We start from the raw sequence: 16,625 nt of genomic DNA on the forward strand, positions 1-16,625 counted from the left end.
GTCGCCCTCGCACCGGGGCCGCCGTACGTCAAGCCGTGGTCGCCCTCGCACCGGGGCCGCCGTACGTCAAGCCGTGGTCGCCCTCGCACCGGGGCCGCCGTACGTCAAGCCGTGGCCGCCCCCGCCCCCGGTGGGGCCAGTTGCTGGGCCAGCCAGGTCGGGACGCCGCCGAGGAGGCGGAACAGGCGGCGGGCCTCCTCGCGCAGCCGGGACGCCTCCGGTTCCGGTTCCGCCTCCGCCAGGGAGGCCAGCGCGGGGGCCGTGCCGACCAGGTAGCCCAGGTCCTCCCGGATGCGCAGGGACTCGGCGAACCCGTGCCGGGCCTCCGCCAGTTCCCCGTCCCGCAGCGCCAGCCCGGCCAGATGACGCCAGGTGAACGACAGCAGCAGCGGATCGGCGTGCGCGGTGGCCCCGGCGTGCGCCCGCCGGTAGGCGGCCCGCGCGGACTGCGCGGAACCGGTCAGGTTCTCGGCGAGCAGCCCGCGCCGGAAGTCGAGCAGGGCCCGGCCGGGCGCCCCCGGCGCGATCAGCGCCGCCGCCCGGCCGAGCGCCGCCCGCGCCTCGTCGGCCCGGTCCCGCACCCCGTGCAGCGTCGCCGCGTACGCGAGGTGTCCCCGTTCGCAGGCGGCGGCGCCGCGCTCGTCGTCGCCGTCCGCCAGCGCCTCCGCCGTGCGCAGCGCGTCCTCCGCCTCCGCCCAGCCCTGCTCGGTGTACAGGCACCGCTCCACCAGCAGCGCGGCCCGCTGGAGCGCGGCCGCCGCGGTGGACGGCTGCAACAGGGCGGCCGCGTCCACCCAGCAGGCGCGGGAGCGCAGCCGCCACACGGCGGTTGTGAGCGGATCATCACTGGCGGTGGTTCCCGTACCGGACATGGCGGGGTGCGCCACGTTGCCCTCCCTAGCACGCCGTCGAGCCCGAGTGGTGGCCGCATCTCAGCACGGAACGACCGGCCCGGCCAAGAGGGTGGGTGAAGGATTTCACAAAGTCGTGGGACTCCGTGGCACAAGGTTTGAAGCGGCCGGTCAGCTCATCCGCAGGGCCAGGAAGAAATCCAGCTTGTCCTCCAGGCGGGACAGGTCGCGTCCCGTCAACTGCTCGATCCGCCCGACGCGGTAGCGCAGCGTGTTGACGTGCAGATGCAGCCGGGCCGCGCAGCGCGTCCACGAGCCGTCCGCCGCCAGGAACGCCTCCAGCGTCGGGATCAGCTCGGCGCGGTGCCGCCGGTCGTAGTCCCGCAGCGGGTCGAGCAGCCGGGCGGTGAACGCGCGGCGCACGTCGTCGGGGACGAACGGCAGCAGCAGCACGTGCGAGGCCAGTTCCTGGTGGCCGGCCGCGCAGACCCGGCCGGGCCGGGCGGCGGCCACCCGGCGGGCGTGCCGGGCCTCCTCCAGCGCGCCGCGCAGCCCCTCCGCCGAGTGCACCGCCGCGCTCACCCCGACCGTGACCCGCCCGTCGTCGTCCAGGCCGGCCGACAGCGGCTCGCGGACCGCGTCGAGCAGCGCGTCGGCGAGCACGCCCGCCTCGCTGCCGTCGTGCTCCCGGGCCACCGCCGGCAGCGGTACGAGGGCGACGGCCTCGTCGCCGACGTGCGCGACGGCGATCCGGTCGGAGTGCTCGGGCCCCGGCGTGCGGGGGTCGACGAGGATCTCCTCCAGCAGCGCCTGGGCGACCGCGCCGGGGCCGGCCCCGGACGCGGGCGGCTGGTCCCACTCCACCCGGGCCACCACCACCTGCCAGTGCGGGGCCGCGCCGAGGCCGGGCAGCAGCACCGGTGCCGCGACCCGCAGCCGGGCGGCGATCTCGGCGGGCGCGGCGCCCGACTGGACCAGTTCGAGGATCTCCTGCGCGAGGCGCCGGCGGACCGTGCGGGCCGCCTCCCGGCGGTCCCGTTCGACCGCTATCAGCTGGGTGACGCCGTACAGCAGGTCGAGCCGCTCGTCCGGCCAGTCCCCGGCGTCCGCCTCGACCGCCAGCAGCCACTCGGAGAGCACCGTCTCGCGCACGTCGGGGGCGGCCTGTGCGCCCCGGCCGGTACGGGCGGCCGCGCCGCGCACCGGGAAGAGGCTGTACGCCGTCGGGCCGACCAGCACCCGGTGCGGGGGGCGTCGCCCGGCGCGGGTGGCCGCCAGGTGCTCCGCCGCGAGCCGCGCGCGCACCTCACCGGGGAGCGCGGACCCCGCCTGCTTCGCGCCCGCCACCTGCCGTCCGGTCGGGGAGAGCACCCACGCCCGCAGGTCCAGGTCGGAGCCGAGCAGTTCCAGGACGACGTCCGGGCCGCCGCCGGCCGGGCCGGAGGTCATCATCCGGCGGTGCCGGTCCACGACGGCCGCGAGATCGCCCGCCCGCTCCCCGGAGACCTGCCGCACCACGTGCTCGGTGACGGTCGCGAACGCCACCGACTCGTGCACCGCGAACAGCGGCAGCCGGTGCCGGGCACAGGCCACCACGAGGTCCTCCGGGACGCTGCCCAGTTCCGCCTCGCCGGCCGCGAGCGCCGCCACCCCGGCCTGCACCAGGATGCGCACGAACGGCTCGGAGTCGGTGGCGTCGTGCCGCCAGGCCAGCCCGGTCAGCACCAGCTCACCGCCGGAGAGGTAGCGGCTGGGGTCCCGCAGGTCGGTGGTCATCACGCCGCGCACCGCACGGTCCAGCTCCTGCTCGCCGCCGAGCAGCTTGAGGCCCAGCGCATCGGTGTCCAGCAGTGCGCGCAGCCGCATTCTCGTCGCCGCCGTTCTCTGTCTCGAAGCGGTGTTCCAGGTCACGCCGGTGGACCGGGCGTTTCCCGGGGGATTCGGAGAGGTTACTGAGGCCCTCCGTTCATACGAATCTACAAGATGCCCGCCCTGGCCAGCCAACTCCTTCATGGTTTCTGCGACTGACACAGGTGGAGCACAGGGCGGTGTACTGAGGCCACTCCACGTGAACAGCACATGAACGAGCCCGGACCGCCGCACCCGGTGTGGCTCGATCTGTACGACCCGGACGACGAGCCGGGCGACGACCCGCACGACGTCCCACCCGACGAAGAAGAGAGCCGTTCATGGACTTCCTTCGCCCCGCCAGCTGGGAGGAGGCGCTCGCCGCCAAGGCCGAGCACCCCAGCGCCGTACCGATCGCGGGCGGCACCGACGTGATGGTCGAGATCAACTTCGACCACCGCCGGCCCGAGTACCTGCTGGACCTCAACCGCATCACCGAGCTGACCGAGTGGGAGACGGCCGAGGACAGCGTGCGGCTGGGCGCCGCCGTCCCCTATACGAAGATCATGGAGCAGCTGCGGGCCGAGCTGCCGGGCCTGGCGCTGGCCGCGCACACCGTGGCCTCCCCGCAGATCCGCAACCGCGGCGGCGTCGGCGGCAACCTCGGCACCGCCTCCCCGGCCGGCGACGCCCACCCGGCGCTGCTCGCCGCGGGCGCCGAGGTGGAGGCGGTCTCGGTGCGCGGCACCCGCCTGATCCCCATCGACGAGTTCTACACCGGCGTGAAGCGCAACGCGCTGGCGCCCGACGAACTGATCCGCGCCGTGCGGGTGAGGAAGGCGGCCGGGCCGCAGCAGTTCTCCAAGGTCGGCACCCGCAACGCCATGGTGATCGCGGTGTGCGCGTTCGGCCTCGCGCTGCACCCGCAGACCCGGACGGTACGGACCGGGATCGGGTCGGCCGCGCCGACGCCGATCCGGGCGACGGCCGCCGAGCAGTTCCTGAACGCGGCCCTCGAAGAGGGCGGCTTCTGGGACTCGGGGGAGATCATCACCCCGTCCGTGACCAAGCAGTTCGCCACGCTCTGCGCCGCCGCCTGCAACCCGATCGACGACGTACGCGGCACCGCGAGCTACCGCAGGCACGCGGTCGGCGTCATGGCCCGCCGGACGCTGACCTGGACCTGGCAGTCGTACCGCACCGCCACACCGGAAGGGGAGGCCGCCTGATGCGCGTCCATCTCACCGTCAACGGCCGCCCTCAGGAGGCCGACGACGTCTGGGAGGGCGAGTCCCTCCTCTACCTGCTGCGCGAGCGGCTCGGCCTGCCCGGCTCCAAGAACGCCTGCGAACAGGGCGAGTGCGGTTCCTGCACGGTCCGGCTGGACGGCGTGCCGGTCTGCTCCTGCCTGGTCGCCGCCGGGCAGGCGGAGGGCCGCGAGGTGGTCACCGTCGAGGGATTGGCGGGCGAGGCCGAACTCGCCCCGATCCAGCAGGCGTTCATCGACGCCGGCGCCGTCCAGTGCGGCTTCTGCACCCCCGGTCTGCTGGTCGCCGCCGACGAGATGCTGGAGCGCAACCCCAGCCCGAGCGACGCCGACATCCGCGAGGCGCTCTCCGGCAACCTGTGCCGCTGCACCGGCTACGAGAAGATCATGGACGCGGTCCGGCTCGCCGCCACCCGCCGCACGGAGGGGGTCTGACATGGCGTATCCCACCGGCGTACCCACCAAGATCACCCAGGGCTCGGCGGCCCAGGGCGGCATCGGCGCGTCCACGCTCCGCCCGGACGGCACCCTCAAGGTCACCGGCGAGTTCGCGTACTCCTCCGACATGTGGCACGAGGACATGCTCTGGGGCCAGCTCCTGCGCTCCCCCGTCGCGCACGCCGAGATCGTCTCCATCGACACCGCCGAGGCGCTCGCGCTGCCCGGCGTGTACGCCGTGCTGACCTACGACGACCTGCCGACCGACGTCCGCCACTACGGACTGGAGATCCAGGACACCCCGGTCCTCGCCCACGGCAAGGTCCGGCACCACGGCGAACCGGTCGCGATCGTCGCCGCCGACCACCCGGAGACCGCCCGCCGGGCCGCCGCCAGGATCAGGGTCGAGTACCGCGAACTGCCCGTCATCACCGACGAGGCGTCCGCCACCGCCCTCGACGCGATCCTCCTGCACGAGCACCGCGCCGACCACCACGTCGGCCACGTCCCGCACCCCAACATCGTGCACCGCCAGCCCATCGTGCGCGGCGATGTCACCAAGGCGGCCGAGCGGGCCGACGTGATCGTCAAGGGCGAGTACACCTTCGGCATGCAGGACCAGGCGTTCCTCGGCCCCGAGTCCGGGCTCGCCGTCCCCGAGGAGGACGGCGGAGTGCACCTCTACATCGCCACCCAGTGGCTCCATTCCGACCTGCGGCAGATCGCACCGGTGCTCGGACTGCCCGCGGACAAGGTGCGGATGACGCTGTCCGGCGTCGGCGGCGCGTTCGGCGGGCGCGAGGACCTGTCCATGCAGATCCACGCCTGTCTGCTGGCCCTGCGCACCGGCAAACCCGTCAAGATCGTCTACAACCGGTTCGAGTCCTTCTTCGGCCATGTCCACCGTCACCCCGCCAAGCTCACCTACGAGCACGGCGCCACCCGCGACGGCAAGCTCACCCACGTCAAGGCCCGGATCGTGCTCGACGGCGGCGCGTACGCCTCCGCCTCCCCGGCGGTCGTCGGCAACGCCGCCTCGCTCGGCGTCGGACCGTACGTGGTCGACGACGTCGACATCGAGGCGATCGCCCTCTACACCAACAACCCGCCCTGCGGCGCGATGCGCGGCTTCGGCGCGGTCCAGGCGTGCTTCGCCTACGAGGCCCAGATGGACAAGGTGGCCAGGGAACTGGGCCTGGACCCGGTGGAGTTCCGGCAGCGCAACGCCATGGAACAGGGCACCCTGCTGCCCACCGGCCAGCCCGTCGACTCGCCCGCGCCGGTCGCCGAACTGCTGCGCCGCGTCAAGGCGATGCCGCTGCCGCCGGAGCGCCAGTGGGAGTCCAGCGAGGGCGCCGACGTACGGCAGTTGCCGGGCGGTCTGTCCAACACCACGCACGGGGAAGGCGTCGTACGGGGCGTCGGGTACGCGGTCGGCATCAAGAACGTCGGGTTCTCCGAAGGGTTCGACGACTACTCGACCGCGCGGGTGCGGATGGAGGTGGTCGGCGGTGAGCCCGTCGCCACCGTGCACACCGCGATGGCCGAGGTCGGCCAGGGCGGCGTCACCGTGCACGCGCAGATCGCCCGCACCGAGCTGGGCGTCACCCAGGTGACGATCCAGCCGGCGGACACCCGGGTGGGCAGCGCCGGTTCGACCTCCGCGTCGCGGCAGACGTACGTCACCGGCGGGGCGGTCAAGAACGCCTGTGAGATCGTCCGGGAGAAGGTGCTGGAGATCGGGCGCCGCAGGTTCGGCTCCTACCATCCCGCCTGGGCCACCGCCGAACTGCTCCTGGAGGGCGGCAAGGTCGTCACCGACGGCGGGGAGGCACTGGCCGACCTCGCGGACGTGCTCGAAGGCGAGGCGGTCGAGGTGGAGGAGGAGTGGCGGCACCGGCCGACCGAGCCCTTCGACCTGCGCACCGGGCAGGGCAACGGCCATGTCCAGTACTCGTTCGCCGCGCACCGCGCCGTCGTCGAGGTCGACACCGAACTCGGCCTGGTCAAGGTGATCGAGCTGGCCTGCGCGCAGGACGTCGGCAAGGCGCTCAACCCGCTCTCCGTGGTCGGCCAGATCCAGGGCGGCACCACCCAGGGCCTCGGCGTCGCCGTGATGGAGGAGATCGTCGTCGACCCGAAGACCGCCAAGGTCCGCAACCCGTCCTTCACCGACTACCTGATCCCCACCATCCTCGACACGCCGACCATCCCGGTCGACGTGCTCGAACTCGCCGACGAGCACGCCCCGTACGGGCTGCGCGGTGTCGGCGAGGCGCCCACCCTGTCGTCCACCCCGGCGGTTCTCGCGGCCGTCCGGAACGCGACGGGGCTGACGCTGGACCGGACGCCGGTGCGTCCGGAGCACCTCACCGGCACCGACCGGAAGTAACCAGCTGTTCGTCTCGGGCCGTCCCCCGGGCCGCACACGTCCCCGTACCTGTGAACCTTGGGAGACGGCACCATGACCCAGCAGTCAGTGCAGCCCACGACCACCGCCGAGGACGCGGGCGCGGGCTCCCGCGTCCCGGCCGGCCGGTCGTGGCTCGATCGGTACTTCCACATATCCCGGCACGGCTCGACCGTCGCGCGCGAGGTGCGCGGCGGCGTCACCACCTTCATGGCGATGGCGTACATCCTGCTGCTCAACCCGCTGATCCTGTCCGGCGAGGACGCGGCCGGCGACACCCTCGCCGCCAAGGCGCTGATCACCGCGACCGCGTTCGCGGCGGCCCTGACCACCCTGCTGATGGGCTTCGTCGGCAAGGTGCCGCTCGCGCTCGCCGCCGGCCTGTCCGTCTCCGGTGTGCTCGCCACGCAGGTGGCGCCCGCGATGACCTGGCCGCAGGCGATGGGCATGTGTGTGATCTACGGCGTGGTGATCATGCTCCTGGTGGTCACCGGTCTGCGCGAGATGATCATGAACGCGATCCCGCTGCCGCTCAAGCACGGCATCACCATGGGCATCGGCCTGTTCATCGCCCTGATCGGCCTGTACAAGTCCGGCTTCGTCCAGCAGGGCGAGGCCACCCCGCTCAGCCTCGGTCCGGCCGGGCAGCTCACCGGCTGGCCGGTGCTGCTGTTCGCCGGGACCCTGCTGCTCATCTTCATGCTCCAGGCGCGGAACACCCCCGGCGCCATCCTGATCGGCATCGTGACCGGCACGGTGGCCGCGGTGGTGCTGAACGCCGCCGGGGTGGTCGACCCGAAGCAGTGGGCGGGCGGGGCCCCGGGGATCGACGGCGGCGCGGTCTCCATGCCCGACTTCTCGCTCTTCGGGCACGTCGAGTTCGGCGGCTGGGGCGAGGTCGGCGCGATGACCGTCGGGGTGATCGTCTTCACCCTGGTGCTCGCCGGGTTCTTCGACGCGATGGCCACCATCATCGGCGTCGGCACCGAGGCGAAGCTCGCCGACGAGCAGGGCCGGATGCCGGGCCTGTCCAAGGCGCTGTTCATCGACGGGGCGGGCGGCGCGATCGGCGGGGTGGCCGGCGGCAGCGGCCAGACGGTGTTCGTCGAGTCGGCCACCGGCGTGGGGGAGGGCGCCCGGACCGGCCTCGCCTCGGTGGTCACCGGCGCGCTCTTCGCGGCCTGTCTGTTCTTCACCCCGCTCACCGCGATCGTGCCGCAGGAGGTCGCGTCGGCGGCCCTGGTGGTGATCGGCGCCATGATGCTGATGAACGCCCGGCACGTGGACTGGGCGGACCGGGCGACCGCGGTACCGGTCTTCCTGACCGTGGTGCTGATGCCGTTCACTTACACCATCACGACCGGTGTCGCCGCCGGCGTCATCGCGTACACCGCGATCAAGGCCGCGCAGGGCAGGGCGCGCGAGGCCGGGCCCTTCATGTGGGTGCTGACCGGAGTCTTCCTCGTCTACTTCGCCCTCGGCCCGATCGAGAGCTGGCTGGGCGTGCACTAGCCCCGGCCAGGGAACCCGTCCCACCGACCCCCGTCCCCGAGGAGACCGACAGATGCTGGACATCGCCGAACAGCTGCACCGGTGGGTCGAGCAGGGCCGCGACTTCGCCGTCGCCACCGTGGTGGCCGTCAGCGGCAGCGCGCCCCGCCGGCCCGGCGCCGCCCTCGCGGTGGACACCGCGGGCACGGCGGTCGGATCGGTCTCCGGGGGCTGTGTGGAGGGCGCCGTCTACGCCCTGTGCGAGCAGGCGCTGAGTGACGGCCGGCCGGTCCTGGAACGGTTCGGCTACAGCGACGAGGACGCCTTCGCGGTCGGGCTGACCTGCGGCGGCGTCATCGACATCCTGGTCACGCCGGTCCGGGTGGCCGACCCAGGCCGCCCGGTGCTGGCCGCCGCGCTCGCCGCCGCCGTGCGGGGCGAGGCGACGGCACTGGCCCGGATCGTGGCCGGCCCCGAGGAGCTGGTGGGCCGGGCGGTCGCCGTCCGCCCCGACGGCACCCGGTACGGCGGTCTCGGCGCCCACCCCGACCTGGACCGCACCGTCGCCGCCGAGGCGGGCGCCTTCCTGGACGCGGGCCGCACCGGCACCCTGGAGATCGGCGCCGAGGGCGCGCGCTGCGGGGCGCCGCTGACCGTGCTGGTGGAGTCCGCCGTACCGCCGCCGCGGATGATCGTCTTCGGCGCCATCGACTTCGCCGCCGCGCTGGTGCGGGCCGGCAAGTTCCTCGGCTACCGGGTCACGGTCTGCGACGCGCGGCCGGTCTTCGCCACCGAGGCCCGCTTCCCCGACGCCGACGAGATCGTGGTCGGCTGGCCGCACGAGTACCTGGCGCGGACCGACGTCGACGCCCGTACCGTCCTGTGCGTGCTCACCCACGACGCCAAGTTCGACGTACCGCTCCTTGAGCGGGCGCTGCGGCTGCCGGTGGCGTACGTCGGCGCGATGGGCTCCCGCCGCACCCACCTGGACCGGCAGGCACGGCTGCGCGAGGTCGGCGTGCCGGAGGGGGAGCTGGCCCGGCTGCGGTCCCCGATCGGCCTGGACCTCGGCGCCCGCACCCCCGAGGAGACGGCGCTGTCCATCGCCGCCGAGATCGTCGCCGCCCGGCGCGGCGGCACCGGCGCCCCGCTGACCGGCGCGCACACCCCGATCCACCACGACGGGACGCGGCCGGCTCAGCCGATCGGCGCCGGCATCGGCAGCACCTCGTAGGCCGGCGAGACGGTCACCGACCGGGTCGGCCGGCGGCTGGTCCAAGGCGTCCCGGTACTCGGCACGGGCAGTTGGCCGTTCGTCTTCTCCCCCATGGCGGGCGGCGGTTCCTGGCCGTGGCCGGCCCTCGGCGCCGCGGTGGCGCTGGTCCCGCGCTTCTGAGGTACGGTCCCCAGGCGGCCTTCGTCGCCGAGCACGAGGAGGTGCGGCTCGTGGAGAGCGCATACGCCGCCCGCTGACGTTCCGTACCACCGACGAAGGGACACCGCGCCCATGCGTATCGCACTGAGCCAGCTCACCACCGGCACCGATCCGGCGCGGAACCTGGCACTGATCGAGGAGGAGACCCGGCGGGCCGCCGAGACCGGGGCCCGGGTGGTGGTCTTCCCCGAGGCGGCCATGAGCTGCTTCGGCACCTCGCTGAAGCCGGTCGCCGAACCGCTGGACGGTCCCTGGGCCGACGGACTGCGCACGATCGCGGCGGCCGCGGGAGTCGTCGTGGTGGCGGGGATGTTCACGCCCGCGCCGGACGGCCGGGTCACCAACACCCTGCTGGCCACCGGGCCGGGGGTGGAAGCCTCCTACGACAAGATCCACCTCTACGACGCGTTCGGCTTCGCCGAGTCGGACACGGTGGCGCCGGGCTCGCGGGTCGTCACCATCGACGTGGACGGCGTCCGGCTCGGCCTCGCGACCTGCTACGACGTCCGCTTCCCCGAACTGTTCCGGGCGCACGCCGACGCGGGCGCCGTGGCGACGCTGCTGCCCGCGTCCTGGGGGGCGGGGCCGGGCAAGCGGGAGCAGTGGGAGCTGCTGGTGCGGGCCCGGGCGCTGGACGCGACGCTGTTCGTCGCGGCGGTGGACCAGGCGGACCCCGCGGTCAGCGGGGTGGCGGTGCCGGCGAAGGCGCCGACCGGGATCGGGTACAGCCTGGTGGCGGGGCCGGACGGGACGGTGCGGTGGGCGGCGGGCGCGGGGTCGGAGCTGGTGCTGGCCGACGTCGACTTCGACGAGGTCGCGGCGGTCCGGAAGAAGATTTCGGTACTGGCCAACCGGCGGCTGTGAAGGCGCCCGTAAGGGGCGCGGGGAACTGCGCGACCAGCCACGCCGGACCCGCAGCCGACGACTAACCGGCCAGCAGCACTCCCAGCGTCGACCTCAGATGGCTGTCGATCGCCGCGCAGGCCGCCCGCGCGTCCCCGGCGGCCAGCGCGGTCAAGATCTCGGCGTGTTCGTCGAGCACCGCGTCCTGGCGGTCGCGGGCGTTGTACAGGGCCACCACGCCCGCCCGGACCTGGCGGCTGCGCAGCCCCTCGTAGTGCTTGTCCAGCAGGCTGTTGCCGACCGCCGTCACCAGCGTCAAGTGGAACTGCTGGTCCACCGCGATGAACTCGCGGGCCTGGTCCGGGCCGGTCAGGCCGTGCTGCCGGGTCAGCAGTTCGCCCAACTCCCGCAGCGGGCGGCGGTCCGTGGCGATCACCCGCTCGGCGGCGTACCGCTCGACGATGCCGCGCAGCTCCATCAGCTCGGTGATCTCCCGGCCGGACAGCGGGGCGACGCGGGCGCCCCGCTTGGGCACCAGCTGGACCAGATCCTCGGCGGCCAGCAGCAGCAGCGCCTCCCGGATCGGGGTGCGGGAGACGCCGATGCGGTCGGCGACCTCCTGCTCGGAGAGGAACTCGCCCTGCATCGAGGGGTCCGTCAGCACCGTCTCCTTCAGGTAGGCGTACGCCTTCTCCCGTCCGGACGTCACCACGGGCCCCCTGCCTCGCATACAGCTCGTATACAGTCGTTGCGGACAGAAGTTAGCACGCCTCAGACGGTGACGACGAGCTTGCCCAGGGGATGGCCGTCGCGCAGGTGCCGGACGGCGGCCGGGGCCTCGGCCAGCGGGTAGGCGCGGTCGACGACCGGGACGACGGCGCCCTTCTCGGTCAGCTCCGTCAGGGTCAGCAGGTCGGGGCGGCGGACCACCGCGACCAGTGGGTGGAAGCGCTCCCGGACGACGGCGGACAGCAGCAGGCCGCGCAGATTGCGGTCCAGACCGCCGAGGAAGGGGCCGGCGTTCTCGCCGCCGACGAGGACGGCCGTGCCGCGCGGGGCGAGCAGCCGGCGCAGGGCGCGCAGCGGGCGGTTGCCGGCGGCGTCGACGATCAGGTCGTAGCGGCCGGTGAGGTCCTCGCGGGTGTAGTCGAGGACGTCGGCGGCGCCGAGGGAGCCGACCAGCGCGGCGCCGGCCGGACCGCAGGCGCCGGTGACCCGGGCGCCGCGGTGCGCGGCGAGCTGGACGGCGTACGTGCCCACGCCGCCGGAGGCGCCGATGACCAGCACCTTCGCGCCGGGGCGCGGGCGACCCGCGGCCAGCGCCCGGAGCGCGGTGACGCCGGAGACGGGCAGTACGGCCGCCTGCTCGAAGGTGAGCCCGGCGGGCTTGGGCGCGAGCCCCGCGGCCTTGACCCGGGCGTACTCGGCGAAGGTGCCCGCGCCGCTGCCGAAGACCTCGTCCCCGGCGCGGAAGCCGGTGACCCGGGCGCCGAGCGACGCCACGGTCCCGGCGACGTCCCAGCCGGCCACCGGGTTGGCCGGGCGGCGCAGGCCGACCTGCGGGCTGAGCCGGGCGACGTAGGGGCGTCCGGTCATCAGGTGCCACACGCTCGGGTCGACCCCGGCGGCGCGGACCCGGACCAGCACCTCGTCGGCGCGGGGCACGGGACGGTCGATGTCGCGCAGGGCGAGGGAGTCGGCTGAACCGAAGGAGTTCTGGACGATGGCCTTCATCGGGGCTCTCCTTGACCGGGGACTGGTCGGGCCGGCGCACGCTCGGATCGTCCCGGGCGGTGCGTGGCGCCGACCAGTCGCCGGCGGGAGGTTCGGTCAGAACCGGTCAGCGCGTCCACGGCCGTAGACGTCTCCCGGGTGGCTCACGGCTGCCGCAGCAGGCGGTTGACCGCGCGGCCGAAGACGTAGCGGCCGGACCGCTCCAGGGTGCCGTCCAGCGCCGGCGGGAGCAGCCGGACGGTCAGCTCCTCGTGCCAGCGGACCCGGGTGCGGCCGCCGGGACCCGGGCGGACCTCGATCTCCGCCCAGCCGCGCACCAGCCGGCCCCGCTTCTCCAGCCGGCACCGGCCGGGCCCGCCGTCCTCGGGCGGCTCCCAGACGGTGACCTCCATCGGGTCGTCGAAGGCGAGCGGGCCGAGACCGGTGCGGGCGACGAAGCGGCTGCCCAGGCCGGTGGGCGGGTCCGTGGTGACGGTGATCCGGGTCAGCGGTACCGCGTCGCCGTGCCGCTGCCACTCGGTGAGCCGGCGCCAGGTCTCGTCGAGCGGGAGCGGCGCCGTGCGTTCGAGCAAGAAGGTGGCCACGGGACGATCGTAGGGAATCCGCGGCCCTCGCCGGCGCGCGCGGCCGGTCGCACCGGGGGAGACGGGAGCCGCCCCCGCGCGTGCGTCGAATGCCCGTTCGGGGTACGGAATGCGGCGTTCGGTTACCCGGCGGCACGGAAGTGAAGGCGAGAGTGAGGAGAGCCCCGTGAGCGAGAGCCTCAGCGGCGGCCGGTCCTGGCGCCGGGCGCTGGTCACCGGCGGCGCCGGATTCGTCGGATCCCACCTGTGCGAGCGGCTGCTCGACGCCGGCACCGAGGTGGTCTGCCTGGACAACCTCGCCACCGGCGCCCGCGGCAACGTGGCCGCCCTGGAGCGGGAGCGCGGCTTCCGGTTCGTGCCCGCCGACGCCACCGACCCGGCCGCGCTGCGCGCCCTGCCCGGCCGGTTCGACCTGGTGCTGCACTTCGCCTGCCCGGCCTCCCCGGCCGACTACCTCCGGCTCCCGCTGGAGACCCTCGACGTGGGCTCCACCGGCACCCGCAACGCCCTGGAGCGGGCGGGCGCCGACGGCGCCCGCTTCCTGCTGGCCTCCACCTCCGAGGTCTACGGCGACCCGCTGGAGCACCCGCAGCGCGAGAGCTACTGGGGCAACGTCAACCCGGTCGGCCCGCGCAGCGTCTACGACGAGTCCAAGCGGTTCGCCGAGGCGCTGACCACCGCGCACCGCCAGGTGCACGGCACCGACACCGCCATCGTGCGGATCTTCAACACCTACGGCCCCCGGATGCGCACCGGCGACGGCCGCGCGGTGCCCACCTTCATCGCCCAGGCGCTGGACGGCGTACCGCTCACGGTGGCCGGCGACGGCGGCCAGACCCGCTGTCTGACCTACGTCGACGACACCGTGGACGGCGTGCTCGCGCTCGCCGCGTCCCGGGAGAGCGGGCCGGTGAACATCGGCGGCGAGGACGAGATCACCATGCTGGAACTGGCCCGGCGGATCGTCGACCTCACCGGTTCCGGCTCCCGCATCCGGTTCGTCGAGCGCCCCGTGGACGACCCCGGGCGGCGCCGCCCCGACACCACGCTGGCCCGGGAACGGCTCGGCTGGCGGCCACGCACCGACTGGAACCAGGGCCTCGAACACACCATCGGCTGGTTCGCGCACGCCGTCGCCGCCTGAACCGCTGGGGCGGATGGCTACAGAGGGTGTTTTTGCCCTCTCTTTCCGGAATTGAGCTGTTTCCAAGTGTTTGAGACAGCTGGCCCGCGGCACCCGCCGAGCCGGAAGCGACACAGGACGGAGCACAGCCCATGCGCATCCTCGGTATCAACGCCCTGTTCCACGACCCCGCCGCCGCCCTGGTCGTGGACGGCAGGACCGTAGCGGCGGCCGAGGAGGAGCGGTTCAGCCGCCGCAAGCACGGCAAGCGGCCGGTGCCGTTCGCCGCCTGGGAGATGCCGGAACTGTCGGCCCGCTGGTGCCTGGAACAGGCCGGCGTCCGCCCCGGCGAACTGGACGCCGTCGCCTACTCCTTCGACCCCCGACTCGCCCGTCCCGCCCGGGACATGGGCCTGGACGACCCCTGGGACCCGCTGCGCCTGGAGTACGCCCGCCGCGCGCCCCGGTTCCTCGCCGACGCGCTGCCCGGACTCGACCCCGACCAGGTCGTCTTCGTCCCGCACCACGTGGCGCACGCCGCCTCCGCCGGACCGGCCTCCCCGCACCCCGACAACGACGTACTCGTCCTCGACGGACGCGGCGAATGCGCCTCCCACCTGGCCGGCCGCTACCGCGACGGCAAGCTCGACACCCTCGCCACCCAGGCGCTGCCGCACTCGCTCGGCCTGGTCTACGAGGAACTCACCGAGCACCTCGGCTTCCTGCGCTCCAGCGACGAGTTCAAGGTGATGGCGCTCGCCTCCTACGGCAAGCCGCGCTTCGCCGACCGGCTGCGCGAGCACGTGCACGCCACCGGCGACGGCGGCTTCCGCGCCCACGGCGTCGACTGGTCCGCCCTCGCCCCCGCCCGGCCGGGGGGCGAGGAATGGACCCAGGTGCACGCCGACCTCGCCGCCAGCGCCCAGACGGTACTGGAGGAGACCCTCCTCGAACTCGTGCACTGGCTGCACCGCGAGGCCGGCGGCGACTGCCTGACCATGGCCGGCGGCGTCGCCCTCAACTGCGTCGCCAACACCCGGATCGCCCGGCAGGGCCCCTACCGGCACGTCTGGGTGCAGCCCGCCGCCGGGGACGCCGGGACCGCGCTCGGCGGCGCCCTGCACGTGGCCGCCGCCCAGGAGGGCGCCGCACCCGAGCCGATGCCCGGCGCCGCCCTCGGCCGCGGCTGGTCCGACGACGAACTCCGCGGCTGGCTGGAGACGGCCGCCGTTCCCTACGAGGAGCCCGCCGACATCGCCGAGACGGTCGCCGAGGAACTCGCCCGGGACGGCGTCGTCGCCTGGTTCCAGGGCCGCAGCGAGTACGGGCCCAGGGCGCTCGGCCACCGCTCCCTGATGGCCCACCCGGGCCGCGCGGAGAACCTGGAGCGGCTCAACGCCGTCAAGGGCCGCGAGGAGTTCCGCCCCGTCGCGCCGATGGTGCTGGCCGACCGCGCGGCCGAGATCTTCTCCGGCGGACCCATCCCCAGCCCGTACATGCTCTTCGTGCACGACGTCGCCGTCGGCTGGCGGGACCGCATCCCGGCCGTCGTGCACATCGACGGCACCGCCCGCATCCAGACCGTCGAGGAACGCCGCGAGCCGCTCGTCGCGCGGATGCTGACCGCCTTCGAACGGCGCACCGGACTGCCGGTCGTCGTCAACACCAGCCTCAACACCGCCGGACGGCCCATGGTCGACGACCCGCGCGACGCGCTGGAGTGCTTCGGCTCCGCGCCGGTCGACCTGCTGGCCATCGGACCGTTCGCGGTCCGCCGGGGGAAGGTCTTCGGATGACCGGCTACTCGGTGGTGATCCCCACCCTCGTCCGGTCCACGCTGGCCGACTGCCTGGCCGCGCTGGCCGCCGCGCACGGCCCGAAACCGGACGCCGTGATCCTGGTCGACGACCGGCCCGCGCCGGACGCCGACGCCGGCCCCGGCGCGCTGGAGCACCCGCTGACCGTCCTCGGTGAACTGCGCGAGCGCACGGTCGTGCTGCGCGGCGGCGGCCGCGGACCGGCCGCCGCCCGCAACACCGGCCTCGGCGCGGTCAGCACGCCGTGGACCGCGTTCCTCGACGACGACGTGCAGGTCGGCCCGCACTGGTGCGACCAGCTCGCCCAGGACCTGGCCGCCGCCGCCCCCGACACCGGCGCCGTCCAGGGCGTCATCGCCGTACCGCTGCCCGGCGAACGCCGCCCCACCGACTGGGAACGCGGCACCGCCGGCCTCGCCACCGCCCGCTGGATCACCGCCGACATGGCCTACCGCACCGAGACCCTCAAACAGGTCGGCGGCTTCGACGAACGCTTCACCCGCGCCTTCCGCGAGGACGCCGACCTCGCGCTGCGCGTCCTCGACGCCGGCTGGCGCATCCAGCAGGGCCGCCGCACCACCCGGCACCCGGTCCGCCCGGCCTCCCGCTGGGCGTCGTTGACACAGCAGCGCGGCAACGCCGACGACGCGCTGATGCGCCGGCTGCACGGCCCCGACTGGTGGGACAAGGCGGTCGCGCCCCGCGGCCGGATCCGCCGCCACCTGGCCATCACCGCGGCCGGCGCCGCCGCCCTCGCGCTCGCCGCCGCCGGCCGCCCCCGGGC

The 16,625-nt window shown here is 74.3% G+C and carries 14 protein-coding genes; 9 read left to right on the plus strand and 5 right to left on the minus strand.

Annotation, left to right across the window (positions count from 1 at the left end):
- Window positions 1-104 precede the first annotated feature (104 nt).
- A complete protein-coding gene (locus ACTT8P_RS30825) occupies window positions 105-887 on the minus strand; it encodes a hypothetical protein (protein WP_442835067.1) in 783 nt (260 codons plus the stop codon).
- 135 nt (window positions 888-1,022) lie between these two features.
- Window positions 1,023-2,717, minus strand: coding sequence for a PucR family transcriptional regulator (locus ACTT8P_RS30830; RefSeq protein WP_442835068.1), 1,695 nt, complete (start codon window positions 2,715-2,717; stop codon window positions 1,023-1,025).
- A 323-nt stretch (window positions 2,718-3,040) separates the two neighbouring features.
- On the opposite strand from ACTT8P_RS30830, the gene ACTT8P_RS30835 reads away from it, so the two are divergent.
- The 6 genes from ACTT8P_RS30835 (at window position 3,041) to ACTT8P_RS30860 (ending at window position 10,604) form a co-directional block, all read left to right on the plus strand.
- Window positions 3,041-3,928: an FAD binding domain-containing protein gene (locus ACTT8P_RS30835; protein ID WP_442835069.1), complete on the plus strand. Its 888-nt coding sequence runs from the start codon at window positions 3,041-3,043 to the stop codon at window positions 3,926-3,928.
- On the plus strand, window positions 3,928-4,401 hold the full coding sequence (locus ACTT8P_RS30840; protein ID WP_442835070.1) for a (2Fe-2S)-binding protein: 474 nt from the start codon (window positions 3,928-3,930) through the stop codon (window positions 4,399-4,401). The genes ACTT8P_RS30835 and ACTT8P_RS30840 overlap by 1 nt, the downstream gene beginning before the upstream one ends.
- A gap of 1 nt (window position 4,402) precedes the next feature.
- Complete coding sequence (locus ACTT8P_RS30845) at window positions 4,403-6,796, plus strand: xanthine dehydrogenase family protein molybdopterin-binding subunit (protein WP_442835071.1); 2,394 nt, start codon at window positions 4,403-4,405, stop codon at window positions 6,794-6,796.
- A gap of 72 nt (window positions 6,797-6,868) precedes the next feature.
- Window positions 6,869-8,326: an NCS2 family permease gene (locus ACTT8P_RS30850; RefSeq protein WP_442835072.1), complete on the plus strand. Its 1,458-nt coding sequence runs from the start codon at window positions 6,869-6,871 to the stop codon at window positions 8,324-8,326.
- 52 nt (window positions 8,327-8,378) lie between these two features.
- Complete coding sequence (locus tag ACTT8P_RS30855) at window positions 8,379-9,539, plus strand: XdhC family protein (protein WP_442835073.1); 1,161 nt, start codon at window positions 8,379-8,381, stop codon at window positions 9,537-9,539.
- Between the two features lie 273 nt (window positions 9,540-9,812).
- Window positions 9,813-10,604 (plus strand): carbon-nitrogen hydrolase family protein, encoded by a 792-nt coding sequence (locus ACTT8P_RS30860; protein ID WP_442835074.1) that lies wholly within the window; start codon window positions 9,813-9,815, stop codon window positions 10,602-10,604.
- Window positions 10,605-10,665: 61 nt separating this feature from the next.
- Here ACTT8P_RS30860 and ACTT8P_RS30865 read toward each other — a convergent pair whose 3' ends face one another.
- The 3 genes from ACTT8P_RS30865 to ACTT8P_RS30875 all read right to left on the minus strand — a co-directional run bounded on the left by ACTT8P_RS30865 (window position 10,666) and on the right by ACTT8P_RS30875 (window position 12,901).
- Window positions 10,666-11,292 carry a GntR family transcriptional regulator gene (locus ACTT8P_RS30865; RefSeq protein WP_442835075.1) on the minus strand — a complete coding sequence of 209 codons (627 nt, stop codon included), beginning with the start codon at window positions 11,290-11,292 and terminating at the stop codon, window positions 10,666-10,668.
- Between the two features lie 62 nt (window positions 11,293-11,354).
- The gene (locus tag ACTT8P_RS30870) at window positions 11,355-12,317 is read right to left on the minus strand and encodes an NAD(P)-dependent alcohol dehydrogenase (RefSeq protein ID WP_442835076.1); all 963 of its coding nucleotides are present in this window, start codon (window positions 12,315-12,317) and stop codon (window positions 11,355-11,357) included.
- A gap of 143 nt (window positions 12,318-12,460) precedes the next feature.
- Window positions 12,461-12,901, minus strand: a complete 441-nt coding sequence (locus ACTT8P_RS30875) for an SRPBCC family protein (protein WP_442835077.1) — start codon at window positions 12,899-12,901, stop codon at window positions 12,461-12,463.
- A gap of 109 nt (window positions 12,902-13,010) precedes the next feature.
- On the opposite strand from ACTT8P_RS30875, the gene ACTT8P_RS30880 reads away from it, so the two are divergent.
- From ACTT8P_RS30880 to ACTT8P_RS30890, 3 genes are all read left to right on the plus strand, one after another.
- Complete coding sequence (locus ACTT8P_RS30880) at window positions 13,011-14,045, plus strand: NAD-dependent epimerase/dehydratase family protein (protein ID WP_442835078.1); 1,035 nt, start codon at window positions 13,011-13,013, stop codon at window positions 14,043-14,045.
- Window positions 14,046-14,176: 131 nt separating this feature from the next.
- Window positions 14,177-15,820, plus strand: coding sequence for a carbamoyltransferase family protein (locus tag ACTT8P_RS30885; protein ID WP_442835079.1), 1,644 nt, complete (start codon window positions 14,177-14,179; stop codon window positions 15,818-15,820).
- The coding region (locus tag ACTT8P_RS30890) for a glycosyltransferase family 2 protein (RefSeq protein WP_442835080.1) at window positions 15,817-16,625 on the plus strand (809 nt) is incomplete at its 3' end. The genes ACTT8P_RS30885 and ACTT8P_RS30890, both read left to right, overlap by 4 nt.

The sequence above is a fragment of the Streptomyces sp. JW3 genome (assembly GCF_052216785.1).
Taxonomy (GTDB): Bacteria; Actinomycetota; Actinomycetes; order Streptomycetales; family Streptomycetaceae; genus Streptomyces.